Raw genomic sequence first — 22631 nt, 5'->3', positions numbered from 1 at the left:
GGATCGTGGCATGACGTCCGTCGCCGTGGCCGGAGCCAGTGGATATGCCGGAGGAGAGATCCTGCGGCTGCTGCTCGGGCACCCCGCATACGCGCAGGGCACGCTCACCCTGGGTGCCCTGACCGCGGCAGCGAGTGCCGGAACCACTCTCGCCGAACACCACCCGCATCTTCTGCCGCTGGCCGATCGGGTTCTCGAGCCCACCGAGGTCGAGGTGCTGGCAGGCCATGACGTCGTGTTCCTGGGGTTGCCGCACGGCCACTCCGCCGCGCTGGCCGAGCAGCTGGGTCCCGACACCGTGATCATCGACTGCGGCGCGGACTTCCGGCTCACCGACGCCGCCGCGTGGGAGCGGTTCTACGGCTCCGAGCACGCGGGCAGCTGGCCGTACGGGCTGCCTGAGCTGCCCGGCGCCCGCGACCGGCTGCGCGGCGCCACTCGGATCGCCGTGCCGGGCTGCTACCCGACCGCCGCGCTGCTGGCGCTGTGGCCGGCGGTGGCGGCCGGACTCGTGGAGCCGGCCGTGACCGTCGTCGCGGTCAGCGGCACCTCGGGTGCGGGCCGGACCGCCAAAGTCGACCTGCTGGCCGCCGAGGTGATCGGCTCGGCGCGGGCGTACAACGTGGGCGGCAAGCACCGGCACACTCCCGAGATCGCGCAGGGCCTGGCCGCGGTCGCCGGTGGCGCGGACGTGACCGTGTCGTTCACCCCGGTGTTGATCCCTACGGCCCGCGGCATCCTGGCCACGTGCACCGCCCGCACCCAGGCGTCGCTGTCCGATCTGCGCGCGGTCTACGAAAAAGCCTACGACGCAGAGCCTTTCGTGTACCTGCTGCCCGAGGGCCGGTTGCCGCAGACCGGCGCCGTCGTCGGGGGCAACGCCGCCCAGCTCGGGATCGCCGTCGACACCGACGCGCAGACGTTCATCGCGATCGCCGCGATCGACAACCTCGTCAAGGGCACCGCCGGCGCGGCGGTGCAGTCGATGAACCTGGCGCTGGGCTGGACCGAGATCGATGGACTGACGACCGTGGGGGTGGCTCCGTGACCGATCTGGCCGACAGTGCCCGGCTGCTGCGCACGCAGGGCGTGACCGCGCCCGCCGGTTTCCGGGCGACGGGAATCGCCGCCGGTATCAAGGCTTCCGGTGCGCTCGACCTCGCGCTGGTGTTCAACGAGGGCCCCGATCACACTGCGGCCGGGGTGTTCACCCGCAACAAGATCAAAGCTGCCCCGGTGCTGTGGTCGACGCAGGTGCTCACGACGGGCAGGCTGCGTGCGGTCATTCTCAACTCTGGTGGCGCCAACGCCTGCACCGGGCCGGCCGGCTTCCAGGACACCCACGCCACCGCCGAGGCCGTCGCGGCAGCACTGTCCGACTGGGGCACCGAGACCGGCGCCATCGAGGTCGCGGTGTGTTCGACCGGCCTGATCGGCGACCGCCTGCCCATGGACAAGGTGCGCGCCGGCGTCACCGAGATCGTGCACGAGATGGCCGGCGGCCTCACCGGCGGGGAAGAGGCCGCGCGGGCGATCATGACCACCGACACAGTGCCCAAACAGGTTGCGCTGCATCATCAGGATCGCTGGACCGTCGGCGGCATGGCCAAGGGTGCGGGCATGCTGGCGCCCTCGCTGGCCACGATGCTGTGCGTGCTGACGACTGACGCCGTGGCCGACGCCGCGGCGCTCGACCGCGCGCTGCGTCGCGCGACCGCGGCCACCTTTGACCGCCTCGACGTCGACGGCAGCTGCTCCACCAACGACACCGTGCTGCTGCTGTCCTCGGGGGCCAGCGAGGTCACGCCGAGCCAGGACGATCTCGACGCCGCGGTGCTCGCGGTCTGTGAGGACCTGTGCGCCCAGCTGCAGGCCGACGCCGAAGGCGTGACCAAACGGATTCTCATCACCGTCACCGGCGCGGAAACCGAGGACGACGCGGTGACCGCCGCGCGGGTGATCGCCCGCGACAGCCTGGTCAAGACCGCGCTGTTCGGCTCGGACGCCAACTGGGGCCGGGTGCTCGCCGCGGTGGGCATGGCGCCGGTACCGCTGGATGCCGATCGAATCACCGTGTCGTTCAACGGTTTCCCGGTCTGTGTCGACAGTGTGGGAGCGCCGGGCGCGCGCGAGGTCGATCTGACGGGTGAGGACATCGTGGTCACGGTGGATCTGGGGGTCGGCGCCGCCTCGGCGTCGATCCGCACCACCGACCTGTCTCACGCGTACGTCGAAGAGAATTCGGCCTACAGCTCATGAGCCTGCCGACGCCGCAGAAGGCGCTGGTGCTCGCCGCCGCGCTGCCCTGGCTCAAGGCACTGCACAGCAAGATCGTCGTGGTCAAGTACGGCGGGAACGCGATGACCGACGACACCCTCAAGGTGGCGTTCGCCGAGGACATGGTGTTCCTGCGCAACTGCGGAGTCCACCCGGTGGTCGTCCACGGAGGCGGCCCACAGATCAGCGCGATGCTCAAGAAGCTCGGTATCTCCGGCGAATTCAGGGGTGGCTTCCGCGTCACCACCCCCGAGGTGCTCGACGTCGCCCGCATGGTGCTGTTCGGTCAGGTGGGCCGGGAACTCGTGAACCTGATCAACGCGCACGGGCCCTATGCGGTCGGGATCACCGGCGAGGACGCTCACCTGTTCACCGCGGTGCGCCGCAGTGTGCTGGTCGACGGCGTGGCCACCGACATCGGACTCGTCGGCGACGTCGAGCGGGTCAGCACCGACGCCGTGCGGGATCTGATCGCCGCCGGCCGGATTCCTGTCGTGTCGACGATCGCGCCGGACGTGGAGGGTCGGGTGTACAACATCAACGCCGATACCGCCGCGGCCGCGCTGGCCGAGGCGCTGGGCGCGGAAAAGCTGCTGATGCTCACCGATGTCGAAGGCCTCTACACCAGCTGGCCCGACCGCGGCTCCCTGGTCAGCGAGATCGATTCCGCCGCATTGACGCAACTGCTTCCCACGTTGGAGGAGGGCATGGTGCCCAAGATCGAGGCCTGCCTGCGCGCCATCACCGGCGGCGTGCCCAGCGCGCACGTCATCGACGGCCGGGTCGAACACTGCGTGCTGGCCGAACTGTTCACCGACGAAGGTGCCGGAACCAAGGTGGTCGCGTGATGAGCCAACCTCTGCTCGACCGCTGGTCTGCGGTGATGATGCACAACTACGGCACGCCGCCGCTGGTGCTGGCCAGCGGGCAGGGCGCGGTGGTCACCGATGTCGACGGCAAGCGCTACGTCGACCTGCTGGGCGGTATCGCGGTCAACGTGCTCGGCCATTGCCATCCCGCGGTCATCGATGCGGTGCACCGGCAGATGAGCACGCTGGGCCACACGTCGAATCTCTACGCGACCGAGCCGGGGATCGCCCTGGCCGAGGCGCTGGTCGGGCACCTCGGGGGCCCCGCCCGGGTGTTCTTCGCCAACTCCGGTACCGAGGCCAACGAAGTCGCGTTCAAGATCACGCGGTTGACCGGGCGTACCAAACTCGTTGCCGCCGAGGGTGCTTTCCACGGCAGGACCATGGGGTCGCTGGCTCTGACCGGGCAGCCTGCCAAACAGGCGCCGTTCGAGCCGTTGCCCGGCGAGGTCACCCACGTGCCCTATGGAGACGTCGACGCATTGCACGCGGCCATCGACGACGACACGGCCGCGGTCTTCCTGGAGCCGATCATGGGGGAGGGCGGCGTCGTCGTCCCGCCGGCGGGCTACCTCGTCGCCGCGCGGGAGATCACGGCACGCCACGGCGCTCTGCTCGTCCTCGACGAGGTGCAGACCGGCGTCGGGCGGACCGGCGCCTTCTACGCCCACCAGCACGACGGCATCACCCCCGACATCGTCACGCTGGCCAAGGGCCTCGGCGGCGGCCTGCCGATCGGGGCGTGCCTGGCCATCGGACCGACCGCGGAGCTGATGACCCCCGGCCTGCACGGCAGCACGTTCGGCGGCAACCCGGTGTGCACCGCGGCAGCATTGGCCGTACTGAAGGTGCTCGCCGACGATGGGCTCATCGAGCACGCCGACGTGCTGGGCAAGACGATCAGCCACGGGATCGAGGCGCTCGGGCATCCGCTCGTCGACCACGTCCGCGGGCGCGGCCTGCTGCGCGGCATCGTGTTGACCGCCGACGTCGCCAAGCCGGTCGAGGCGGCCGCGCGTGACGCAGGCTTCCTCGTCAATGCCGCTGCGCCTCAGATCATTCGGTTGGCGCCGCCCCTGGTCCTCACCGAGGAGCAGGCGCAATCGTTCATCACCGCGCTGCCGGGCATCCTCGACACGGTGGCAGGATCATGACCAGGCACTTCCTGCGCGACGACGATCTGACTCCGGAGGAGCAGGCCGAGGTGCTGGCGCTGGCCGCCGAGCTCAAGCGCAAGCCGTTCAGCCGTCGGCCGCTGGAGGGCCCGCGCGGGGTCGCGGTGATCTTCGAGAAGAACTCGACCCGAACGCGATTCTCCTTCGAGATGGGTATCGCCCAGCTCGGTGGGCACGCCGTCGTCGTCGACGGGCGCAGCACCCAGCTGGGCCGGGAGGAGACGCTGGAGGACACCGGCACGGTGCTGTCCCGCTACGTCGACGCGATCGTGTGGCGCACCTTCGCCCAGGAGCGGCTGACCGCGATGGCTTCCGGGTCGTCCGTCCCCATCGTCAATGCGCTCTCCGACGAATTCCACCCGTGCCAGGTGCTCGCCGACCTGCAGACCCTCGCCGAATGGAAGGGCGGTCTGAAAGGCTTGCGGCTCAGCTACTTCGGCGACGGCGCCAACAACATGGCGCACTCGCTGATGCTGGGCGGCGTCACCGCCGGCGTGCACGTGACGATCGCGGCGCCGCGCGGCTTCGCCCCGCACCCGATGTTCGTCGCCGCTGCCGAGACCCGCGCTCGACAGACCGGTGCCACGGTGACGGTGACCGACGATCCGCAGGCCGCGGCCGCCGGTGCCGACGTGCTGGTCACCGACACCTGGATCTCCATGGGCCAGGAGAACGACGGGCTGGACCGCGTCCGGCCGTTCCGTCCGTTCCAGGTCAACGCTGAATTGCTCGACCGCGCGGACTCGGAAGCCGTTGTGCTGCACTGCCTTCCGGCCCACCGCGGACACGAGATCACCGACGAGGTGATCGACGGGTCGCGCAGCGCGGTCTGGGACGAGGCAGAGAACCGGCTGCATGCGCAGAAGGCGCTGCTGGTGTGGCTGCTGGAGCATTCGTGACCGCCTCCACGCGAGCGGGCAGGCAGGCCCGCATCGTCGCGCTGCTGTCCGCTCAGCAGGTCCGCAGCCAAGGGGAGCTGGCGGCGCTGCTGGCCGCCGACGGCATCGACGTGACGCAGGCGACGCTCTCGCGCGATCTCGAGGAGCTCGGCGCGGTCAAGCTGCGCGGCGCCGACGGCGGTGGCGGGGTGTACATCGTGCCCGAGGACGGTAGCCCGGTGCGCGGCGTCACCGGTGGCATCGAACGGGTGTCCCGGCTGCTCGGTGACCTGCTGGTGGCCACCGATGCCAGCGCCAACCTCGCGGTCCTGCGCACACCGCCGGGTGCGGCGCACTATCTGGCCAGTGCGATCGACCGGGCCGCACTGCCCTATGTGGTCGGCACCATCGCCGGCGACGACACGATTTTCGTCATCGCGCGAGAGCCGATGACCGGTGCCGAACTCGGCGAGGCTCTGGAGAGCCTCGCCAAAGCCTGACACGAACAAGGGAGAGAGTCTTATGTCCGAGCGCGTCATCCTGGCGTATTCCGGCGGTCTGGACACCTCGGTGGCCATCAGCTGGATCGGCAAGGAGACCGGCCGCGAAGTGGTCGCGGTGGCCATCGACCTCGGGCAGGGCGGCGAGGACATGGACGTCGTGCGTCAGCGCGCCCTGGACTGCGGTGCGGTCGAGGCCGTCGTGGTCGACGCCCGCGACGAGTTCGCCGAGCAGTACTGCCTGCCGGCCATCCAGTCCAACGCGCTCTACATGGACCGCTACCCGCTGGTCTCGGCGCTGAGCCGGCCGCTGATCGTCAAGCACCTCGTCGAGGCCGCCCGCGAGCACGGCGGCGGCATCGTCGCACACGGCTGCACCGGAAAAGGCAACGACCAGGTCCGCTTCGAGGTCGGTTTCGCCTCGTTGGCGCCCGATCTGCAGGTGCTCGCTCCGGTGCGCGACTATGCGTGGACCCGCGAAAAGGCGATCGCGTTCGCCGAGCAGAACGACATCCCGATCAACGTGACGAAGCGCTCGCCGTTCTCGATCGACCAGAACGTGTGGGGTCGCGCGGTGGAAACCGGCTTCCTGGAACACCTCTGGAACGCACCGACCAAGGACGTCTACGACTACACCGAAGATCCCACGGTCAACTGGAGCAGCCCCGACGAGGTCATCGTCGGCTTCGACAAGGGTGTGCCGGTGAGCATCGACGGCCAGCCGGTGACGGTGCTGCAGGCCATCGAGGCGCTCAACGCCCGCGCCGGGGCACAGGGCGTGGGCCGCCTCGACGTCGTCGAGGACCGGCTCGTCGGGATCAAGAGCCGCGAGATCTACGAGGCGCCCGGCGCGATGGTGCTCATCACGGCCCACACCGAGCTCGAACACGTCACGCTGGAGCGTGAACTGGGCCGCTTCAAGCGCGGGACCGACCGCAAGTGGGGCGAGCTCGTGTACGACGGCCTGTGGTACTCGCCCCTGAAGTCGTCGCTCGAGGCGTTCGTCGCGCACACCCAGCAGCACGTCACCGGTGAGATCCGGATGGTGCTGCACGGCGGACACATCGCGGTCAACGGCCGGCGCAGCGCGGAGTCGCTGTACGACTTCAACCTCGCGACCTACGACGAGGGCGACACGTTCGACCAGTCGTCCGCCAAGGGCTTCGTCCATGTGCACGGGCTGTCGTCGAGCTTGTCGGCGCGGCGGGACCTGGCCGGTAAGTGAGCACCCCCTCATCGCCCAAACCGACAATCGGGCGGGAAAGTGCGAGAGAAACCCACCAATTCGTCGATCTCGACGCGGGACGGGGGCGCTGACATGAGTACGAACGAGGGGTCGCTCTGGGGTGGCCGGTTCGCCGACGGGCCGTCCGATGCGCTTGCCGCCCTGAGCAAGTCGACCCACTTCGACTGGGTGCTGGCGCCCTACGACGTGATTGCATCGAAGGCGCACGCCAGGGTGTTGCATCGCGCGGGGCTGCTGACCGATGAGCAACGCGACGGGCTGCTCGCCGGGCTGGACAGTCTCGGCAACGACGTCGCCGACGGTAGCTTCGGGCCGATCGCGACCGACGAGGATGTCCACGGCGCGCTGGAGCGGGGCCTGATCGACCGCGTGGGAGCCGATCTGGGGGGACGTCTGCGGGCCGGCCGATCGCGCAACGATCAGGTGGCGACGCTGTTCCGGCTGTGGCTGCGCGACGCGATCCGCCGGATCGCCGACGGCGTGTTCGACGTCGTCGCCGCGCTGTCCACGCAGGCCGCCGCGCATCCGACCGCGATCATGCCCGGGAAGACGCACCTGCAGTCCGCGCAGCCGATCCTGCTGGCGCATCATCTGCTCGCGCACGCCCACCCGCTGCTGCGCGACGTGGACCGGCTCCTCGACGCGGACAAGCGCGCCGCGGTGTCGCCGTACGGCTCGGGTGCCCTGGCCGGTTCATCATTGGGCCTGGATCCGGATGCGATCGCAGAGGAGTTGGGTTTCACGGCTGCGGCCGACAACTCCGTCGATGCCACGGCCGCACGGGATTTCGCGGCGGAGGCGGCATTCGTCTTCGGCCTCATCGCGGTCGATCTGTCTCGGCTGGCCGAAGACATCATCCTGTGGAGCACCACCGAGTTCGGGTACGTGCGGCTGCACGATGCCTGGTCGACCGGCAGTTCCATCATGCCGCAGAAGAAGAACCCCGACATCGCCGAACTCGCCCGCGGCAAGGCGGGCCGGTTGATCGGCAACGTGACCGGGTTGCTCGCCACTCTGAAAGCCCAGCCGCTGGCCTACAACCGGGACCTGCAGGAGGACAAGGAGCCCGTGTTCGATTCGGCGGCGCAGCTCGAGATGCTGCTGCCCGCGATGGCCGGGCTCGTGTCGACGCTGGAGTTCGACGTGGAGCGCATGGCCGCCCTCGCCCCGCTGGGCTACACGCTGGCCACCGATGTCGCGGAATGGCTGGTGCGGCGCGGAGTTCCGTTCCGGGTCGCGCACGAGGCGGCGGGCGCGGCGGTGCGCGCTGCGGAAGCTCGCGGTGTGGGACTGGAGGAGCTCGAGGACGCTGAACTCGCCGCGATCCATCCCGAACTCGGGCCGCAGGTCCGTGACGTCCTGACGGTGGAAGGGTCGGTGAATTCGCGTGACGCGCGGGGCGGCACCGCCCCCGTTCAGGTGGCCCGGCAGCTCAGCGCCGTGCGGGCAGCATCCGACGGTTTGCGAATCCGGCTGCGCCGCTAGCATCTGCCAGCATGGACCCCGGCGGGCAACAGGCGGCGAGCCGCCATGCTCGCGTCCGGGGCTGGCTCGCGCAGCGTCCGATCCGGCGATGGTGGCAGGCCGCGCTCGCCGTCGTCCTCGCGGTCGCCGCGCTGTTCGGCGGACTCGACACCGTCGACACAGGGGCGGTGCCCTTCGCCGCAGGCGAGGATTTCTCCGACGGTCAGTACACCGTGAACATCCACGGTGCCACGCTGCTGCCCGAGGTGACCGGCGCTAACCGCACCATCGGCCCCGTCCAGCCCGGCAAGCTGTACCTCGGTGTGACGGTCACGCTGACCAACGACGGCACGATGCCGGGACGACTGCGCAACGAGCTCGATCTGCGTGACGTGCCGGACAAGGAGTTCTTCGGCGCGTGGCGCATCCGCGACGGATCGCAGATCCAGACCCTCGGACCCGGGTTGACAGAGAAGCTCGCCTATCTGTGGTTGGTGCCGCGCGACGCTCTGCAGCCGGGCGACACGGTCAGCGTCCGGGTGTGGAAGAAGCAGTTGAAGCAGCTGATGGTGACCTACGGCGGGGAGGAGTGGCTGGACAGCCTCACCGACTACGGTGTCACCGAGCTGACCGTGAAGGAACCGTCATGAGGCTCCTCTCAGCACTGTCGGCAGTGTGCGTCGTGCTGCTGGTCGCGGCGGCCGCGCTGATCTGGCACCACCTCCCGACGCCCACCGATCTGTACGGACCCTTCGACGTGCACGGCCAAGCCGGTGAACCGGTGCGCGGGCGCGGCGTCACCGCCACCGTCACGTCGATTCGTGTTGCACCGGAGGTCAATTCGGTAGCGGCCGCCGGCCGTTGGGTGGTCGTCGACACGACGCTGCAGGCCCAGGGCAGCACCGACGTACCGCACGCGGATCTGCTCGTCGGCCCGAACACCTACATCCCCACCGATCGGTTCTTGACCAAGACCCTCGGACGCTCCCTGGCACCGGGGATCGAGCAGCGCGGCGCATGGGTCTTCGACGTCGCGTCGGCGCTGATCGACGGCGATGATCTCGGCTCGCTCGTGCTGCGCGTCTGGGTGGGCAGCGATCTACTCGATTCGCGGCTGGTGATCGCCATTCCACCGGAGGCGATCGGCCGCAGCGCCGAGTTGCGACTGGCCCCGCTGGAGGCGAGCGCATGAAACCGGCACAGCTGTGGCAGCGCAACGTCATCGGCGCCGTCGTCGTCGTCTGCGCGCTCGCGGTGTATGTCATCATCGACTTCCGCGCCGACTGGTCGGCCTACCGCCACTCGCTCGAGCCGCGCGTCGCGATCGGAAAGGGCGAGAGCGGCTCGGCCGGCGGGCAGACCTGGCGGCTGACGTCGATCAAGCATCTGAACCGCAGCCCGACGCGGTTCGGGCCGCCGCTGCCCCCCGGCACGGTGCTGACCGTGCTCGACGTCGACAGATCCGGAACCCCCGATCCGGGCTACTGCAGCGCCGTGATCACCGACGGCACCACGCGCTGGACGGCGGAAGGCGTCGGTGGTTACACCCCGATCCCGCCCGAGGGCGTGACCTCGCTCTGCAACCTGCCGGGGCCCGTGCAGTTCGCGTTCCTGCTGCCCGACGACGTGGTACCCACGGCCCTGGACGTGACGAACAACGGTCAGATCACGGTGCGGATGGCGCTGTGACCTGCTGCGGGCGTAGCTGTTCGAGGCAGTACGCCACGGTCGAGGCGATGAGGCACACCCGCAGCGGCTCGATGATCAGGTGCGACAGGAAGATCAGGGTGGGGCGCACGGCATCCCAGTAGTCCTGCGGGTGGGGCCCCAACAGCCAGGCCACCCCGCGGAAGAGATTGCCGGCGCGCACCTCCGGCCGGTAGAAGCTGCCGGCCATGTCCAGCCACGCCAGTCCGAGGTAACCCAGCACGTAGAGCGCCAACGCGAGCACACCGCCGTGCAGGATGAGCCGCGCGGAATCGGTGATCGGCCGGTAGTTGCCGAGCCGGGAGAGCAGCACCTCGCGCGCCTCTGCGCGACGGACATCGGGCAGATTCGACCACCGCTGCCGAATTCGCTTGTGCCTTGCCGCGCGCTCGAAGAGCTGGTCGGCGCGTTCGCCGGCGACGCGGCGCGCGGCGCTGCGCCAATCGGCGGGCATCGACGCGCCGTAGACGATCGCTGCGACGGCCAGCCAGAGCAGCGGGATGGTGGCGCCGCCGAACACGGTGCTCACGGTCCAGGTGAGCCAGTCCCACAGCACTTCCAGTGGACGGAAGTGCGAGAACAGCTCGGCGCGAGTCTCGGTGAACCACACCACGATCCGCCGCTGCGACAGCCAGCCGGTCGGGTTGACGAAGAACGTCACGTCCTGGCTGGCGGCGAAACTGAGGCCGAGGAACACCCACAGCGCGTCGACGTACACCCGCACGGCGATCATCCACCGCGGCATCGCGTCCTTGAATCGGCTCAGGACGTAGCGCAGCACGAGCGCTGCCACGATCAGCACCAGCGTCACCGTGCCCACCGGCAGCGATTCGGGGTGTAACTCGACCGCACCCGCAGTGTTCATGGCCTCGCCGATCCGATACCCGAGGGCGCGTTCCTCGTAGGCGATCCAATCCTCGGCGAACATCTTCCACGCCAGATAGATCGCGAAGAACGGCACGATGACGGTGGCGAACACGTCGACGCGGCGCGCAGCGCGCGGTGGTAGTGCCGCCAGCGCCGGGATACCCGACCGGAGGACGAAGAACATCGCCACGTAGGACCCGAGCCGAGCCAAGCCCGCCAGCGGCATGATCAACGCGGCCCACAGGTCGTTGTCCCACCCGGCCCAGGCGGCCAGCTCGATCGCACCCCGACGTCCGAGCAGCCCGAGGAGATAGCACGCGGCGAGCTGGGGCCAATACCGCCAGCACAGCACGAACGGACGTGCCATCACCGACAGCGCCGCGGTCATCCGGCGCTGTCGGCCAGCTCGAGCCAGGCCTGCTCCAATTCGTCTTTGCGGGAGAGCAGATCGCCGAGCTCGCCGTTGAGCTCGCCTGCCCGCACATGATCCGCGGCGGCGTCGGCCATCGCCTCGTGCACCGCGGCGATCCGGTCGTCGAGCTTGGCCAATTGGTTCTCGATCCGCGTCATCTCCTTGCCCGCGCGGCGATCCTTGGCTGCCGCCGACTCACCGCGCACCGGCTCGGAGCGCGCCGGCGCCGGGGTGGCCGCCGCCGACCGCTCGGCGAGGTACTGCTCGATGCCGCCGGGCAGCAGATCGCAGCGTCCGCCTCCGGTCAGCGCATATGTCACATCGCTGACCCGTTCCAGGAAGTACCGGTCGTGAGTGACCACGATCAGCGTGCCGGGCCAGCCGTCGAGATAGTCCTCGATGACCGTCAGCGTGTCGATGTCGAGATCGTTGGTCGGTTCGTCGAGCAGCAGCACGTTGGGTTCGTCGAGCAGCAGGCGCAGGAACTGCAGGCGGCGCCGCTCACCGCCGGAGAGCTCGCCGAGCCGAGTGGTCAGCTTGTCGCCGGTGAACCCGAAATCCTTGAGCAGCGTGTCTGCGGTGATCTCGCGGCCCCCGGCGAGTTCGCTGACGCGGCGCCGGTTCTCGACCGCGTCGAGCACCCGAGCCGAGCTGTCCAGCTCCTTGAGCGCCTGGCTGAGATAGCCGATGTGTAGCGTCTGGCCTCGCTTGATGGTTCCGCTCGTCGGCGACAGCTCGCCGGCGAGCAGGCGCAGCACCGACGTCTTGCCGGTGCCGTTGACGCCGACCAGCCCGATGCGCGCGCCCGGGCCGATCGACCAGTCGATGCCGTCGAGCAGCGTGCGGGGCGGATCGCCGACCTGGAGGCCGACTCGATGGAGGTCGAACACGTCTTTGCCGAGCCGGGACGTGGCGAAGCGCTGCAGCACCAGCGAGTCGCGGGGAGGTGGTTCATTGGCGATCAGGTCGTTGGCGGCCTGGATACGGAATTTCGGCTTGGACGTCCGCGCGGGTGGCCCGCGGCGCAGCCACGCCAGTTCCTTGCGCATCAGGTTTCGGCGCCGCGCCTCGGTGCCCGCCGCCGTTCGCATGCGCTCGGCGCGCGCCAGGACGAACGCCGCGTAACCGCCCTCATAGGCGTCGACGACGCCGTCGTGCACCTCCCACGTGTTCGTGGCGACCGCGTCGAGGAACCAGCGGTCGTGGCTGACCACCACCAGCGCCCGGGCCGGCCGCGCGGACAGGTGTTCGGCAAGCCATCCGATCACCTCGACGTCGAGGTGGTTGGTGGGTTCGTCGAGCACCAGCACGTCGTGAGCGGCCAACAGGACCTCGGCCAGTGCGACCCGGCGTCGTTCGCCGCCGGACAACTCCGCGGCGGGGGCGTCCAACGACACCCCCGACAGCAGGTGCTCGACGACGGTACGGGTGTTCGGCTCGGCGGCCCAGATGTGGTCGGGTCGGCCCCCGACGATCACCCCGCGCACCGTGTCTTCGGGCGCGAAGTCGTCGGCCTGACGCAGGTAACCGACCGAGAGACCGGAGGTGTGGGTGGCCCGCCCGGAGTCGGGCGCCAGCGTGCCGGTGAGCACCTTGAGCAACGTCGTCTTGCCGTCGCCGTTACGGCCGACCACACCGATCGCGTCGCCCTCTTCGACACCGAGGCTGACGGCGTCGAGCAACGTACGGTGGCCGTAGCCCACGGTCACTTTTTCCAGGTTGATCAGGTTTGCCATCAGGCGCCGATGATAGGCCTGCGCTGTGCCATGATGACGTCTGCGGTGCAGGGATCAGAGGTGTGGGGTCGGCGATAGGGGAGCAGGCGTTGGTGGATCTGTCGGCGATCACCGGACCGGTCGGGCGCTTGGTCGCCACCGCTCAGAACGGTCTGGAGGTGCTGCGCTACGGCGGCCTGGAGACCGGATCGGTGCCCTCGCCGTTCCAGATCGTGGAGAGCGTCCCGATGTACCGGCTGCGCCGCTACTTCCCGCCCGACGCCCGGCCCGGCGCAAAACCCGCGGGACCTCCGGTGCTGATGGTCCACCCGATGATGATGTCGGCCGACATGTGGGACGTCACCCGCCAGGACGGCGCGGTCGGCATCCTGCACCGCGCCGGCGTCGACCCGTGGGTGATCGACTTCGGCTCGCCGGACAAGGTCGAGGGCGGGATGCAGCGCAACCTGGCGGACCACATCGTGGCGCTCAGCGAGGCGATCGACACGGTCAAATCGGTGACCGGCCGCGACGTGCACGTGGCGGGATACTCGCAGGGCGGCATGTTCGCCTATCAGACCGCGGCGTACCGCCGCTCGAAGGATCTGGCGAGCATCATCGCGTTCGGCTCGCCCGTCGACACGCTCGCCGCGCTGCCGATGAACCTGCCGGCGAGCCTCGCGCCCGCGGCCGCCGACTTCATGGCCGACCATGTCTTCAGCCGCATCGACATCCCGGGCTGGATGGCGCGCACCGGGTTCCAGATGCTCGACCCGATCAAGACCGCCCAGTCGCGGCTGGAGTTCCTGTTGCAGCTGCACGACCGGGAGGCCCTCCTGCCGCGCGAGCAGCAGCGCCGGTTCCTGGCCTCCGAGGGCTGGATCGCCTGGTCGGGCCCGGCGATCTCCGAGCTGCTCAAACAGTTCATCGCCCACAACCGGATGATGACCGGTGGCTTCTCCGTGCACGGCGATCTGGTGACGCTCTCCGACATCGACTGCCCGGTGCTGGCGGTGGTCGGCGAGGTCGACGACATCGGTCAACCCGCCTCGGTACGCGGTATCAAGCGGGCCGCACCGCAGGCCGATGTGTACGAGTTCATGATCAGGGCAGGACATTTCGGCCTCGTCGTCGGGTCCAAGGCAGCCGGTCAGACCTGGCCGACGGTGGCGCAGTGGGTGCGCTGGCTCGACGGGGCCGGCGCGATGCCCGACGGTGTCGCACCCATGGCGCTGCAACCCGCGCAATCCGCGGAGAGCGGCGTGTCACTGACGTCGAGACTGGCGCACGGCACCGCCGCCGCCACGGAGATGGCCATCACGCTGGTGAAGTCGGCCGCCGACGCGTTCGTGGCCGCGAACCGCTCGGCGCGCACACTCGCGGTGGAGACCGCCCGCACCCTGCCCCGCCTCGCGCGACTGGGGCAGGTCAACGATCACACCCGAATCTCGTTGGGCCGCATCATGAGTGAGCAGGCCCGGGATGCCCCGCAGGGTGAGGCGCTGCTGTTCGACGGTCGCGTGCACACCTACGAGGCGGTCGATCGCCGCATCAACAACGTCGTGCGCGGTTTGATCGAGGTCGGGGTGCGCCAGGGCGCGCGGGTGGGCGTGCTGATGGACACCCGGCCCAGCGCGCTGGTCGCGATCGCCGCGCTGTCGCGGCTCGGGGCAGTGGCGGTGCTGATGCCCCCCGACGCCGATCTCGCCGCGGCGGCGCGGCTGGGCGCGGTCACCGAGATCATCACGGACCCGGGTCATCTGGATGCCGCGCGCACGCTCGACACCCGGGTGCTGGTGCTCGGCGGTGGCGAATCGCGCGACCTGCATCTTCCCGACGATGCCGGCGTCATCGACATGGAGCAGATCGACCCCGAGCGGGTGGATCTGCCGGGCTGGTACCGCCCGAACCCCGGCTTGGCCCGCGACCTGGCGTTCATCGGGTTCAGCACGATCAGCGGTGAGCTGGTCGCCCGCCAGATCACCAATTACCGGTGGGCGTTGTCGGCATTCGGCACCGCATCGGCGGCGAACCTGAGCCGCAACGACACCGTCTACTGCCTCACTCCGCTTCATCACCAGTCCGGTCTGCTGGTCAGCCTCGGCGGCGCGGTCGTCGCCGGTGCGCGTATCGCGTTGTCGCGGGAACTGCGCCCGGACCGCTTCGTGCAGGAGATCCGGCAGTACGGCGTGACGGTCGTGTCCTACACGTGGGCGATGCTGCGGGAGGTGATCGACGATCCCGCGTTCTCGTTGACCGGCAGTCATCCGGTGCGGGTGTTCATCGGATCCGGTATGCCCAGCGGTCTGTGGAAGCGGGTCGTGGAGGTGTTCGAACCGGCGACAGTCGTCGAGTTCTTCGCGACCACCGACGGGCAGGCCGTGCTGGCCAACGTCGCGGGCGCGAAGGTCGGCAGCAAGGGGCGGCCGCTGCCCGGCGGCGGCGAGATCGCCCTCGCCGCCTACGACCCCGACGACAATCTGATCCTCGAAGACGACCACGGTTTCGTGCGTCGCGCGGACACCAACGAGATCGGCGTCCTGCTTGCCCATCCCCGCGGACCGGTCGACCCGCTGGCCTCGGTCAAGCGAGGGGTGTTCGCCCCGGCGGACACCTGGGTCTCCACCGAGTATCTGTTCCGCCGCGACGAGGACGGCGACTACTGGCTCGTCGACACCCGGGCAGCGGTGATCCACACCGCCCGCGGGCCGGTGTTCGCGGCGACCGTCAACGACGGAGTCGGCCGACTCGGCGCGGTCGACATGGCCGTCACCTACCCGGTGCCCGCCGACGGCCACACCCTCGCGGTGACCGCCCTGGCCCTGCGACCGGGGGGCAGTGTCACCGCCGCAGATCTGTCCGAGGCGCTGGCCGACCTCCCCGTGGGCGCCGCACCCGACATCGTGCACGTCGTCGCCGATATGACACTGACCGCCACCTACCGTCCGCTCGCCGGACCGCTGCAGGCCGAGGGAATTCCGAAAGCGTCCCGTAACGCCTGGTTCCGGGATGCCGATAGCCATCGGTACAAGCGGTTGACTGCGGCTGTTCGCAGCGAGATCGCCGGCCCACAGCAGTGATGCCCGGCGCGTGCCTCACTGTTAGGCTCGCGCTGGCGACTCCGAGGAGGATTCATGTCACCACGCAACTGGCGCCGCGCCGCCGCGACCGGGCTGGCCGGTGCCGCGCTGGTCGGGGGTCTCGCCGCGGGCCTGTCGGCTCCGCTCGCCGTGGCTGACCCGGCCGCAGCGCCGTCGACAGGCGATGCTCCTCCGCCGGTGTCACCGGATCGGATCCTCATGATGATCAACGAGCAGTACAACACCGGTTCGGGCGGCGGTCAGGTCTCGAAGTTGATCGACCAGGTGATGACGCTGCGCATGCAGGGCTTCAAGCCGTCGCGCGCCAACACCGCTGCGCTGGCGGATGCCCTCGACAAGCGTCCGAATCAGGCTCCGCTGGTCGAAGCTCTGCAGGCGACGCTCGCGACGCAGCGCAAGACGAAGATGCAGGCAGCGAATCAGGTGCAGCAGCCCGCGGTGCCGCCGCCGGCGACGCCGGGCATCGTGCAGGCGCCGATGGGTCCGAGCTGGGGCTCGGGCAACCCGATGATCCAGGACCCGAGCGACACGATCTTCCCGATGCCCGGTCGGACGGGATGACCCTCGACCCCGCACTGCTCGAGTTGCTCGTCTGCCCCGAGGATCGGGGCCCGCTGCTGTACGTGGACGGATGTCTCTACAACCCTCGGCTGCAACGCAAGTACCGCGTCGACGATGACATCCCGGTGCTGCTGATCGACGAAGCCGTCTCGGTGGACGACGACGAGCACCGGCGGTTGATGGCCGCGGCGGGCCAGTCTTAACCGAGTCCGGGCAGATCACCGGTCAGGTAGCGCTGCAGGTTCGGTGCGATCGTCTCCGCGACCTGGTCCACGGGTAGCGACTTGAACGGTTCCAGCTCGAGAATGTAACGCGCCATCACCACCCCGACCAGTTGCGATGCCACGAACTGCACGCGCACGCGGCCGGTTCCGGGTGGATCGTCGACGCGGGCACCCACTTCCGCGGTGATGACGTCCTGGAGGAAGCTCCGCACCATCGCGACGTCGCTGCCGGCCAGCAGTGATCGCAGCGTCGCGATGAATCCCTTGCCCATCTCCGAATCCCACAGCGGCAGCAGCAGGGACGGCAGCACGTGGCCGATCCGGTCGACCGGCACCTCACGCAGCGGGCCGATCACCGACATGGGGTCGATGGGGATGTGGATCGCCGCGGCGAAGAGCTGGGTCTTGGTGCCGAAATAGTGATGGACCAGCGCACCGTCCACACTGGCTGCTGCAGCAATGGAACGGATCGATGTGTTGTCGAAGCCGTTGCGAGCGAACAGGTCTCGTGCGGCGGCCAAGATGCGATCGCGGCTGTCCGAGGCGCCGGGGGGCCGTCCCGGACGTTTGCGATCCTGCTCGGTCGTCACGGTCGCTACGGTGTCCTTCGCCTCAATGTCGCCGCGGCCAGGGCGAGCGCTGACACCGCGAAGCCGGCGACGATCGAGAAGTCGCGTACGGCCAGCGATGTCAGCTCGGCGTGGGCGCCGACCTGGCGGAGTGCCTCCAAAGCGTAACTGGCCGGCATCGCGTTGCTCACCCACTGCAGCCAGTCGGGTAACTGCTCGCGCGGCACAACGATGCCGCACAGCAGCAGTTGCGGCGCGATCACCAGCGGCATGAACTGCACCGCCTGGAACTCCGTGCGGGCGAACGCGCTGCACAGCAGGCCGAGCCCGACCCCGAGAACGGCGTTGACGATCGCGATGGAGAACACCCACACCGGGCTCCCTTCGGTGTGCAGGCCGAGCAGCCAGAACGACACCAAGCACGCGAGACTGGCCTGTGCCGCCGCGGCGAGAGAGAACGCGGTGCCGTACCCGGCGAGCAGCTCGAGGCGGCCCAGCGGTGTGGTCAGGATGCGCTCCAGCGTGCCCGACACACGTTCGCGCTGCATGGTGATGGACGTGATCAAGAACATCACGATGAGCGGAAAGACCCCCAGCATCACCAGGCAGGCGTTGTCGAACGGCGACGGCATGCCCGGTCGGGTGGGCACCGCATCGAACATGAAGTACATCAGCGCGATGATCAGGCTGGGGACCAGGAGGATCATCGCGACACTGCGGTGATCGCCGGCCAACTGCCGCAGGATGCGGACCGTGGTCGCGAGGTAGGCGCGCGGCGCGACCGCGGTCAGGCCGGTGCGACTGCGGTGTCGCGCCGGATGACGGACAGGAACGCCTCCTCCAATGACTGACATTGCGTGTCCTCTCGAAGTCGGTTCGGTGTGGTGTGCGCCAGGAGTCGGCCCTCGCGCATCAGGAGCAGGTCGCCGCAGTGGTCGGCCTCGTCCATGACATGGCTGGAGACCAGCAGCGTGGTGCCGCGGCGCGCGAGCTCTGCGAATCGTTCCCACAGATCTGCGCGCAGGACCGGATCGAGGCCCACGGTCGGCTCGTCGAGCACCAGCACCTCGGGGTGACCGACGAGTGCGCAGGCCAGCGACACCCGGGTGCGCTGACCGCCGGAGAGGTTGCCGGCGAGCGCGGTGCGGTGCGTGTCGAGACCCACTGCGGCCAGGGCGCCGTCGACGTCGGCGGCATCGCTGCCGTAGAGCGCTGCGAAGTACCGCACGTTGTCGACGACGCGGAGATCCGGGTAGACCGTCGGCTGCTGCGTGACGTAGCCCACGCGGTGGCGAAGTGCCGCGCTGCCGGCGGGCAGGCCGAGCACTCGCACGGCCCCGCCCGCCACGACCTGGGTGCCGACGATGCTGCGCATCAACGTGCTCTTGCCGCATCCGGATGGCCCCAGCAACCCGGTGATGGTGCCGCGGGCGACGCGCAGGGTGACGTGGTCGACGGCAGTCCGACCGCCGCGGCGGACGTACAGATCGTCGACGTCGATCGCGGGACGCGTCGCCGCCAGTAATTCATCGTGCGATGAACTCATCATGTGATGAATACTGCGCCCGCCGGGGGACCGTGTCAAGAGTGGCAATTACGATGGCCAGCGATGGTGGTGCCGGATTCGTTGCGCGTCGTCCCGGCCGGTTCGGTCGATGTCACCGCGCCGGTCGTGGTCGACGGTCTGTCGTATGTGGAGAAGGACGATCCCGCGCTGCCGATGTACCGGGTGATCGCCAACAACCGCCAACCTGTGGCGCTGCGCGATCTGATGATCGCGCCGGTCCGATCGGGCTACATCGGCGACGGTCGTCAGCCCGATCCCGCACTGGTGCCCGCATCCGGTGCCGAGGCAGTCCCCGGTATCGCGCTCGATCAGGTGTATCTGCCCGTGCGCGATGGAGTGGCGCGCTGCCAGTTCTACCGGCCCGCCGGGTCGATCGACGCGATGCTCCCTACCATCGTCTACTACCACGGTGGGGGATTCACCGTGGGTTCCTCCGAGGACTGCGACTTCCTCGCACGCAAGTTGGCGTTCACTAATCACGCGATGGTGGTGTCGGCCAACTACCGGTCCGCACCCGAATTCATGTTCCCGACCCCGCTCGACGACGCCTTCGATGTCTATCGCTGGGTGACCGAGCACGCCGCCGAGATCGGCGGCGATCCTGAGCACGTGGTCGTCGCGGGCGACTCCGCGGGGTCCAACTTCGCCGCCGCGATCCCGTTGCGCGCCCGCGACGAGGGCGTGCGCGTTCCTGATGCCGTGGTGATGCTCGGTGCTTTCGCAGACTTTCAGTTCGAACGCTGGCCGTCGTTTCTCGAGCTCGCACCTCGCGGCATCGTCTACGACATGGCGTTCGCCGGTTTCATCAGGGGCGCCTACGTGGGCGCCGAACGCTGGGACCATCCGTGGGTCAGCCCCATCGAGGGTGACCTGTCCCGGTATCCGCTCGCGGTGGTCGTCGCGGGCACCCACGATCCGATCGTCGATTCGGCACGGGCGTTCGTCCAGCGGATCCGCGCGGCCGGGGGCCGTGCCGTCGAGTACTTCCCGGACGGGATGCCGCATGGGTTCTACTTCTTCCCCGGTGTGCACCCCGAAGAGGATGTCGCCTACCGTGTAATCGCCGCAGCCCTGCGTGACGTCTTCGGGCGTTGACGTGACGGCACATCCGCTGGCAGTCGATCCCGTGCGCGCGGCGCGAATGTTGCTCGGTGCCCGGCTGACCGGCCGAGAGGTCGCTGCCACGATCGTCGAAGTCGAGGCGTACGGGGGACCGGTCGACGGACCGTGGCCGGACGCGGCATCGCACTCGTTTCGTGGGCGCGGGGGACGCAACACCGTGATGTACGGCCCGCCGGGCCGGCTCTACACCTACCGCAGTCACGGCATCCACGTCTGCGCGAACGTGGTGTGTGCCACCGACGGTGTCGCGGGCGCGGTGTTGCTGCGAGCAGCCGTCATCACCGACGGCGTCGGCCCGGCGCGGGCGCGACGGGGCGAACTGGTCGGGGAGTCGGCGCTGGCCAGAGGTCCGGGCAATCTGTGTTCGGCGCTGGGCATCGAGATGGGGGACAACGGCCTCGACCTCTTCGATCCGGTTGCGCCGGTCAAGCTTTCACTGGCGCGTCCCGCGCGCGCGACCGCGGGCCCCCGCACCGGGGTCAGCAAGGCTGCTGATCGACCGTGGCGCTTCTGGGTGGCAGATCGCGCGGAAGTATCGCCCTACCGGCGCAGTCCGCGGGCACCCGCTCCCGGCGAGAGTGACTAGTACGGGAAGATCGGTGCGTGGGCAGCAACATCCTCGACGAACTGGACTGGCGTGGGTTGATCGCGCAGTCGACCGACCGGGACGCACTGGGCGAAGCCCTGGCAGGTGGACCCGTCACGGTGTATTCGGGCTTCGACCCGACTGCCCCGAGCCTGCACGCCGGACATCTCATCCCGCTGCTGACCCTGCGACGATTTCAGCAGGCAGGCCACCGCCCGATCGTGCTCGCCGGCGGTGCGACCGGCATGATCGGCGATCCGCGTGAGGTGGGTGAGCGCACGATGCAGACCGCCGACACCGTGGCGGACTGGGCCGTGCGGATCCGCGGTCAGCTGGAGCGATTCGTCGATTTCGACGACTCACCGACGGGCGCGATCGTCGCGGACAATCTGTCGTGGACTCAGGAGATGTCGGCGATCGAGTTCCTCCGAGATGTGGGCAAGCACTTCTCGGTGAACGTCATGCTCGACCGGGACACGGTGCGCCGACGTCTCGAGGGCGACGGCATCTCCTACACGGAGTTCAGCTACATGCTGTTGCAGGCCAACGATTTCGTCGAGTTGCACCAGCGGTACGGATGCACGTTGCAGATCGGTGGCTCCGACCAGTGGGGGAACATCATCGCCGGCGTACGGCTGGTCCGGCAGAAGGCGGGTGCGAGTGTGCACGCGCTGACGACTCCGCTGGTGACCGATTCCGAGGGCCGCAAGTTCGGGAAGTCGACCGGCGGCGGCAGCCTGTGGCTCGACCCGGAGATGACCAGTCCTTATGCCTGGTACCAGTACTTCATCAACACCGCCGATGCGGACGTCATCCGATATCTGCGGTGGTTCACCTTCCTCGACGCGGGCGAGATCGTCGAACTCGAGGAGGCCACTGCCCAACGTCCGCACGAGCGCGCCGCTCAGCGCCGCCTGGCGCGCGAGCTGACGACGCTCATTCATGGACAAGCGGCCACCGATGCGGTGGAGCTGGCCAGCCAGGCGCTGTTCGGCAGGGGAGACCTGACCGATCTCGACGAGCGCACCCTGGCGGCTGCGCTGCGGGAGGCCAGCGCCAACGATGTCGTGGAAGTGCTTCGCACAGGGGAGGATTCGATCGTCGACCTCCTGGTGGCGACCGGTTTGTCGGCCAGCAAGGGGGCAGCTCGGCGGACGATCGCCGAGGGTGGCGTGTCGGTGAACAACGTGAGGATCGCCACAGAGGAGTGGGTGGCGCAGCCGTCGGACTTCTTGCACGGACGGTGGCTCGTGCTGCGCCGCGGCAAGCGCAATGTCGCCGGTGTGGTCAGAGCAGGCTGACGTGTGAGCCGAAAAGTCGAGGTCAGGAACGTTTCGATGGGCCGGGAACAACTGCGCGCGCCTGTGCGTTGTTCCCTCAGCAGTCAACGCACGCCTGCCGTGCGCACGCTGGGATCGGCTCGAAAAACCCGCCCTAGCAGGCCATTTGACTCGGCGTTATCCCTGACGTAACTTATCGGAGTCGCTGCGACACGGGCCCAGCCCGGAGAGCGCGGCCGACTCCCGAGAGGTCACTCACTTAGGTGAGAGTCCTCATCCGCCCGCAGTAGAGATCGCGGCTTCTGGCCGCGGAAACTTCGCGCGGTCGGGTCGGGGCTGTTGTTTGAGAACTCAATAGTGTGTTTGGTGGTTTTTGTTTGTTGTTTTTTTTGTTGTGTCCCGGATTTTCCCGTTTGTGGGGCGCAATGTTTTTTGGATGCCAGTTTTTGGTGTCTTTTGTTTGTGATCGGATTTTTCTGATTCGAATTCTGCCCGGGTTTGGTCCTGGGGG

Annotated in this window: 22 protein-coding genes; 17 read left to right on the top strand and 5 right to left on the bottom strand. The window is 68.9% G+C overall.

Going from position 1 to position 22631, the window contains the following annotated elements:
- Positions 1-10 precede the first annotated feature (10 nt).
- The 11 genes from argC (at position 11) to MHN84_RS05170 (ending at position 10098) form a co-directional block, all read left to right on the top strand.
- Positions 11-1048: an N-acetyl-gamma-glutamyl-phosphate reductase gene (gene argC, locus MHN84_RS05220; protein WP_241203580.1), complete on the top strand. Its 1038-nt coding sequence runs from the start codon at positions 11-13 to the stop codon at positions 1046-1048.
- Entirely contained in the window at positions 1045-2259 is a 1215-nt protein-coding gene (argJ, locus tag MHN84_RS05215; protein ID WP_241203579.1) for a bifunctional glutamate N-acetyltransferase/amino-acid acetyltransferase ArgJ, read from the top strand. Before argC ends, argJ begins: the two co-directional genes overlap by 4 nt.
- A complete protein-coding gene (gene argB, locus MHN84_RS05210) occupies positions 2256-3125 on the top strand; it encodes an acetylglutamate kinase (RefSeq protein WP_241203578.1) in 870 nt (289 codons plus the stop codon). Before argJ ends, argB begins: the two co-directional genes overlap by 4 nt.
- The gene (locus tag MHN84_RS05205) at positions 3125-4300 is read left to right on the top strand and encodes an acetylornithine transaminase (RefSeq protein ID WP_241203577.1); all 1176 of its coding nucleotides are present in this window, start codon (positions 3125-3127) and stop codon (positions 4298-4300) included. The genes argB and MHN84_RS05205 overlap by 1 nt, the downstream gene beginning before the upstream one ends.
- A complete protein-coding gene (gene argF / locus MHN84_RS05200) occupies positions 4297-5220 on the top strand; it encodes an ornithine carbamoyltransferase (RefSeq protein WP_241203576.1) in 924 nt (307 codons plus the stop codon). Before MHN84_RS05205 ends, argF begins: the two co-directional genes overlap by 4 nt.
- Positions 5217-5699, top strand: coding sequence for an arginine repressor (locus MHN84_RS05195; RefSeq protein ID WP_241203575.1), 483 nt, complete (start codon positions 5217-5219; stop codon positions 5697-5699). Before argF ends, MHN84_RS05195 begins: the two co-directional genes overlap by 4 nt.
- Positions 5700-5721: 22 nt before the next feature.
- On the top strand, positions 5722-6924 hold the full coding sequence (locus MHN84_RS05190; protein ID WP_241203574.1) for an argininosuccinate synthase: 1203 nt from the start codon (positions 5722-5724) through the stop codon (positions 6922-6924).
- A gap of 93 nt (positions 6925-7017) precedes the next feature.
- Entirely contained in the window at positions 7018-8430 is a 1413-nt protein-coding gene (argH, locus tag MHN84_RS05185) for an argininosuccinate lyase (RefSeq protein WP_241203573.1), read from the top strand.
- An 11-nt stretch (positions 8431-8441) separates the two neighbouring features.
- A complete protein-coding gene (locus MHN84_RS05180) occupies positions 8442-9059 on the top strand; it encodes a hypothetical protein (RefSeq protein WP_241203572.1) in 618 nt (205 codons plus the stop codon).
- Positions 9056-9601 (top strand): hypothetical protein, encoded by a 546-nt coding sequence (locus MHN84_RS05175; protein ID WP_241203571.1) that lies wholly within the window; start codon positions 9056-9058, stop codon positions 9599-9601. The genes MHN84_RS05180 and MHN84_RS05175 overlap by 4 nt, the downstream gene beginning before the upstream one ends.
- Entirely contained in the window at positions 9598-10098 is a 501-nt protein-coding gene (locus tag MHN84_RS05170; protein WP_241203570.1) for a hypothetical protein, read from the top strand. The genes MHN84_RS05175 and MHN84_RS05170 overlap by 4 nt, the downstream gene beginning before the upstream one ends.
- On the opposite strand, the gene MHN84_RS05165 is transcribed toward MHN84_RS05170, so the two are convergent.
- Complete coding sequence (locus MHN84_RS05165; RefSeq protein ID WP_241203569.1) at positions 10076-11371, bottom strand: hypothetical protein; 1296 nt, start codon at positions 11369-11371, stop codon at positions 10076-10078. The genes MHN84_RS05170 and MHN84_RS05165 overlap by 23 nt on opposite strands.
- Positions 11368-13131 (bottom strand): ABC-F family ATP-binding cassette domain-containing protein, encoded by a 1764-nt coding sequence (locus MHN84_RS05160; protein WP_241203568.1) that lies wholly within the window; start codon positions 13129-13131, stop codon positions 11368-11370. The genes MHN84_RS05165 and MHN84_RS05160 overlap by 4 nt, the downstream gene beginning before the upstream one ends.
- 89 nt (positions 13132-13220) lie before the next feature.
- Here MHN84_RS05160 and MHN84_RS05155 point away from each other — a divergent pair, with 89 nt between their 5' ends.
- Genes MHN84_RS05155 through MHN84_RS05145 form a run of 3 tightly spaced genes read left to right on the top strand, consistent with a single transcriptional unit; the run spans position 13221 to position 16975 of the window.
- Entirely contained in the window at positions 13221-16190 is a 2970-nt protein-coding gene (locus tag MHN84_RS05155) for an acyl-CoA synthetase (RefSeq protein ID WP_255730014.1), read from the top strand.
- Between the two features lie 54 nt (positions 16191-16244).
- A complete protein-coding gene (locus MHN84_RS05150) occupies positions 16245-16772 on the top strand; it encodes a hypothetical protein (RefSeq protein ID WP_241203567.1) in 528 nt (175 codons plus the stop codon).
- Positions 16769-16975 (top strand): Trm112 family protein, encoded by a 207-nt coding sequence (locus MHN84_RS05145; protein ID WP_241203566.1) that lies wholly within the window; start codon positions 16769-16771, stop codon positions 16973-16975. Before MHN84_RS05150 ends, MHN84_RS05145 begins: the two co-directional genes overlap by 4 nt.
- Here MHN84_RS05145 and MHN84_RS05140 read toward each other — a convergent pair.
- Genes MHN84_RS05140 through MHN84_RS05130 form a run of 3 tightly spaced genes read right to left on the bottom strand, consistent with a single transcriptional unit; the run spans position 16972 to position 19114 of the window.
- Entirely contained in the window at positions 16972-17586 is a 615-nt protein-coding gene (locus tag MHN84_RS05140; RefSeq protein ID WP_241203565.1) for a TetR family transcriptional regulator, read from the bottom strand. The two genes, MHN84_RS05145 and MHN84_RS05140, sit on opposite strands and share 4 nt — an antisense overlap.
- 5 nt (positions 17587-17591) lie before the next feature.
- Positions 17592-18419 carry an ABC transporter permease gene (locus MHN84_RS05135; protein ID WP_241203564.1) on the bottom strand — a complete coding sequence of 276 codons (828 nt, stop codon included), beginning with the start codon at positions 18417-18419 and terminating at the stop codon, positions 17592-17594.
- A complete protein-coding gene (locus MHN84_RS05130; RefSeq protein WP_241203563.1) occupies positions 18353-19114 on the bottom strand; it encodes an ABC transporter ATP-binding protein in 762 nt (253 codons plus the stop codon). The genes MHN84_RS05135 and MHN84_RS05130 overlap by 67 nt, the downstream gene beginning before the upstream one ends.
- A gap of 60 nt (positions 19115-19174) precedes the next feature.
- Between MHN84_RS05130 and MHN84_RS05125 the strand changes: the two genes are divergently transcribed.
- From MHN84_RS05125 to tyrS, 3 genes are read left to right on the top strand one after another with little or no spacing between them, the layout of a single operon-like run.
- Positions 19175-20227: an alpha/beta hydrolase gene (locus MHN84_RS05125; RefSeq protein WP_241203562.1), complete on the top strand. Its 1053-nt coding sequence runs from the start codon at positions 19175-19177 to the stop codon at positions 20225-20227.
- 1 nt (position 20228) lies between these two features.
- Positions 20229-20840 (top strand): DNA-3-methyladenine glycosylase, encoded by a 612-nt coding sequence (locus tag MHN84_RS05120; RefSeq protein WP_241203561.1) that lies wholly within the window; start codon positions 20229-20231, stop codon positions 20838-20840.
- A gap of 17 nt (positions 20841-20857) precedes the next feature.
- Complete coding sequence (tyrS, locus tag MHN84_RS05115) at positions 20858-22141, top strand: tyrosine--tRNA ligase (RefSeq protein WP_241203560.1); 1284 nt, start codon at positions 20858-20860, stop codon at positions 22139-22141.
- The last annotated feature ends 490 nt before the right edge of the window (positions 22142-22631 follow it).

Origin of the sequence: Mycobacterium sp. PSTR-4-N, from assembly GCF_022348085.1 — a bacterium.
In the GTDB taxonomy this organism is placed as follows: domain Bacteria; phylum Actinomycetota; class Actinomycetes; order Mycobacteriales; family Mycobacteriaceae; genus Mycobacterium.
This window is presented reverse-complemented; position numbering and strand designations above follow the sequence as displayed.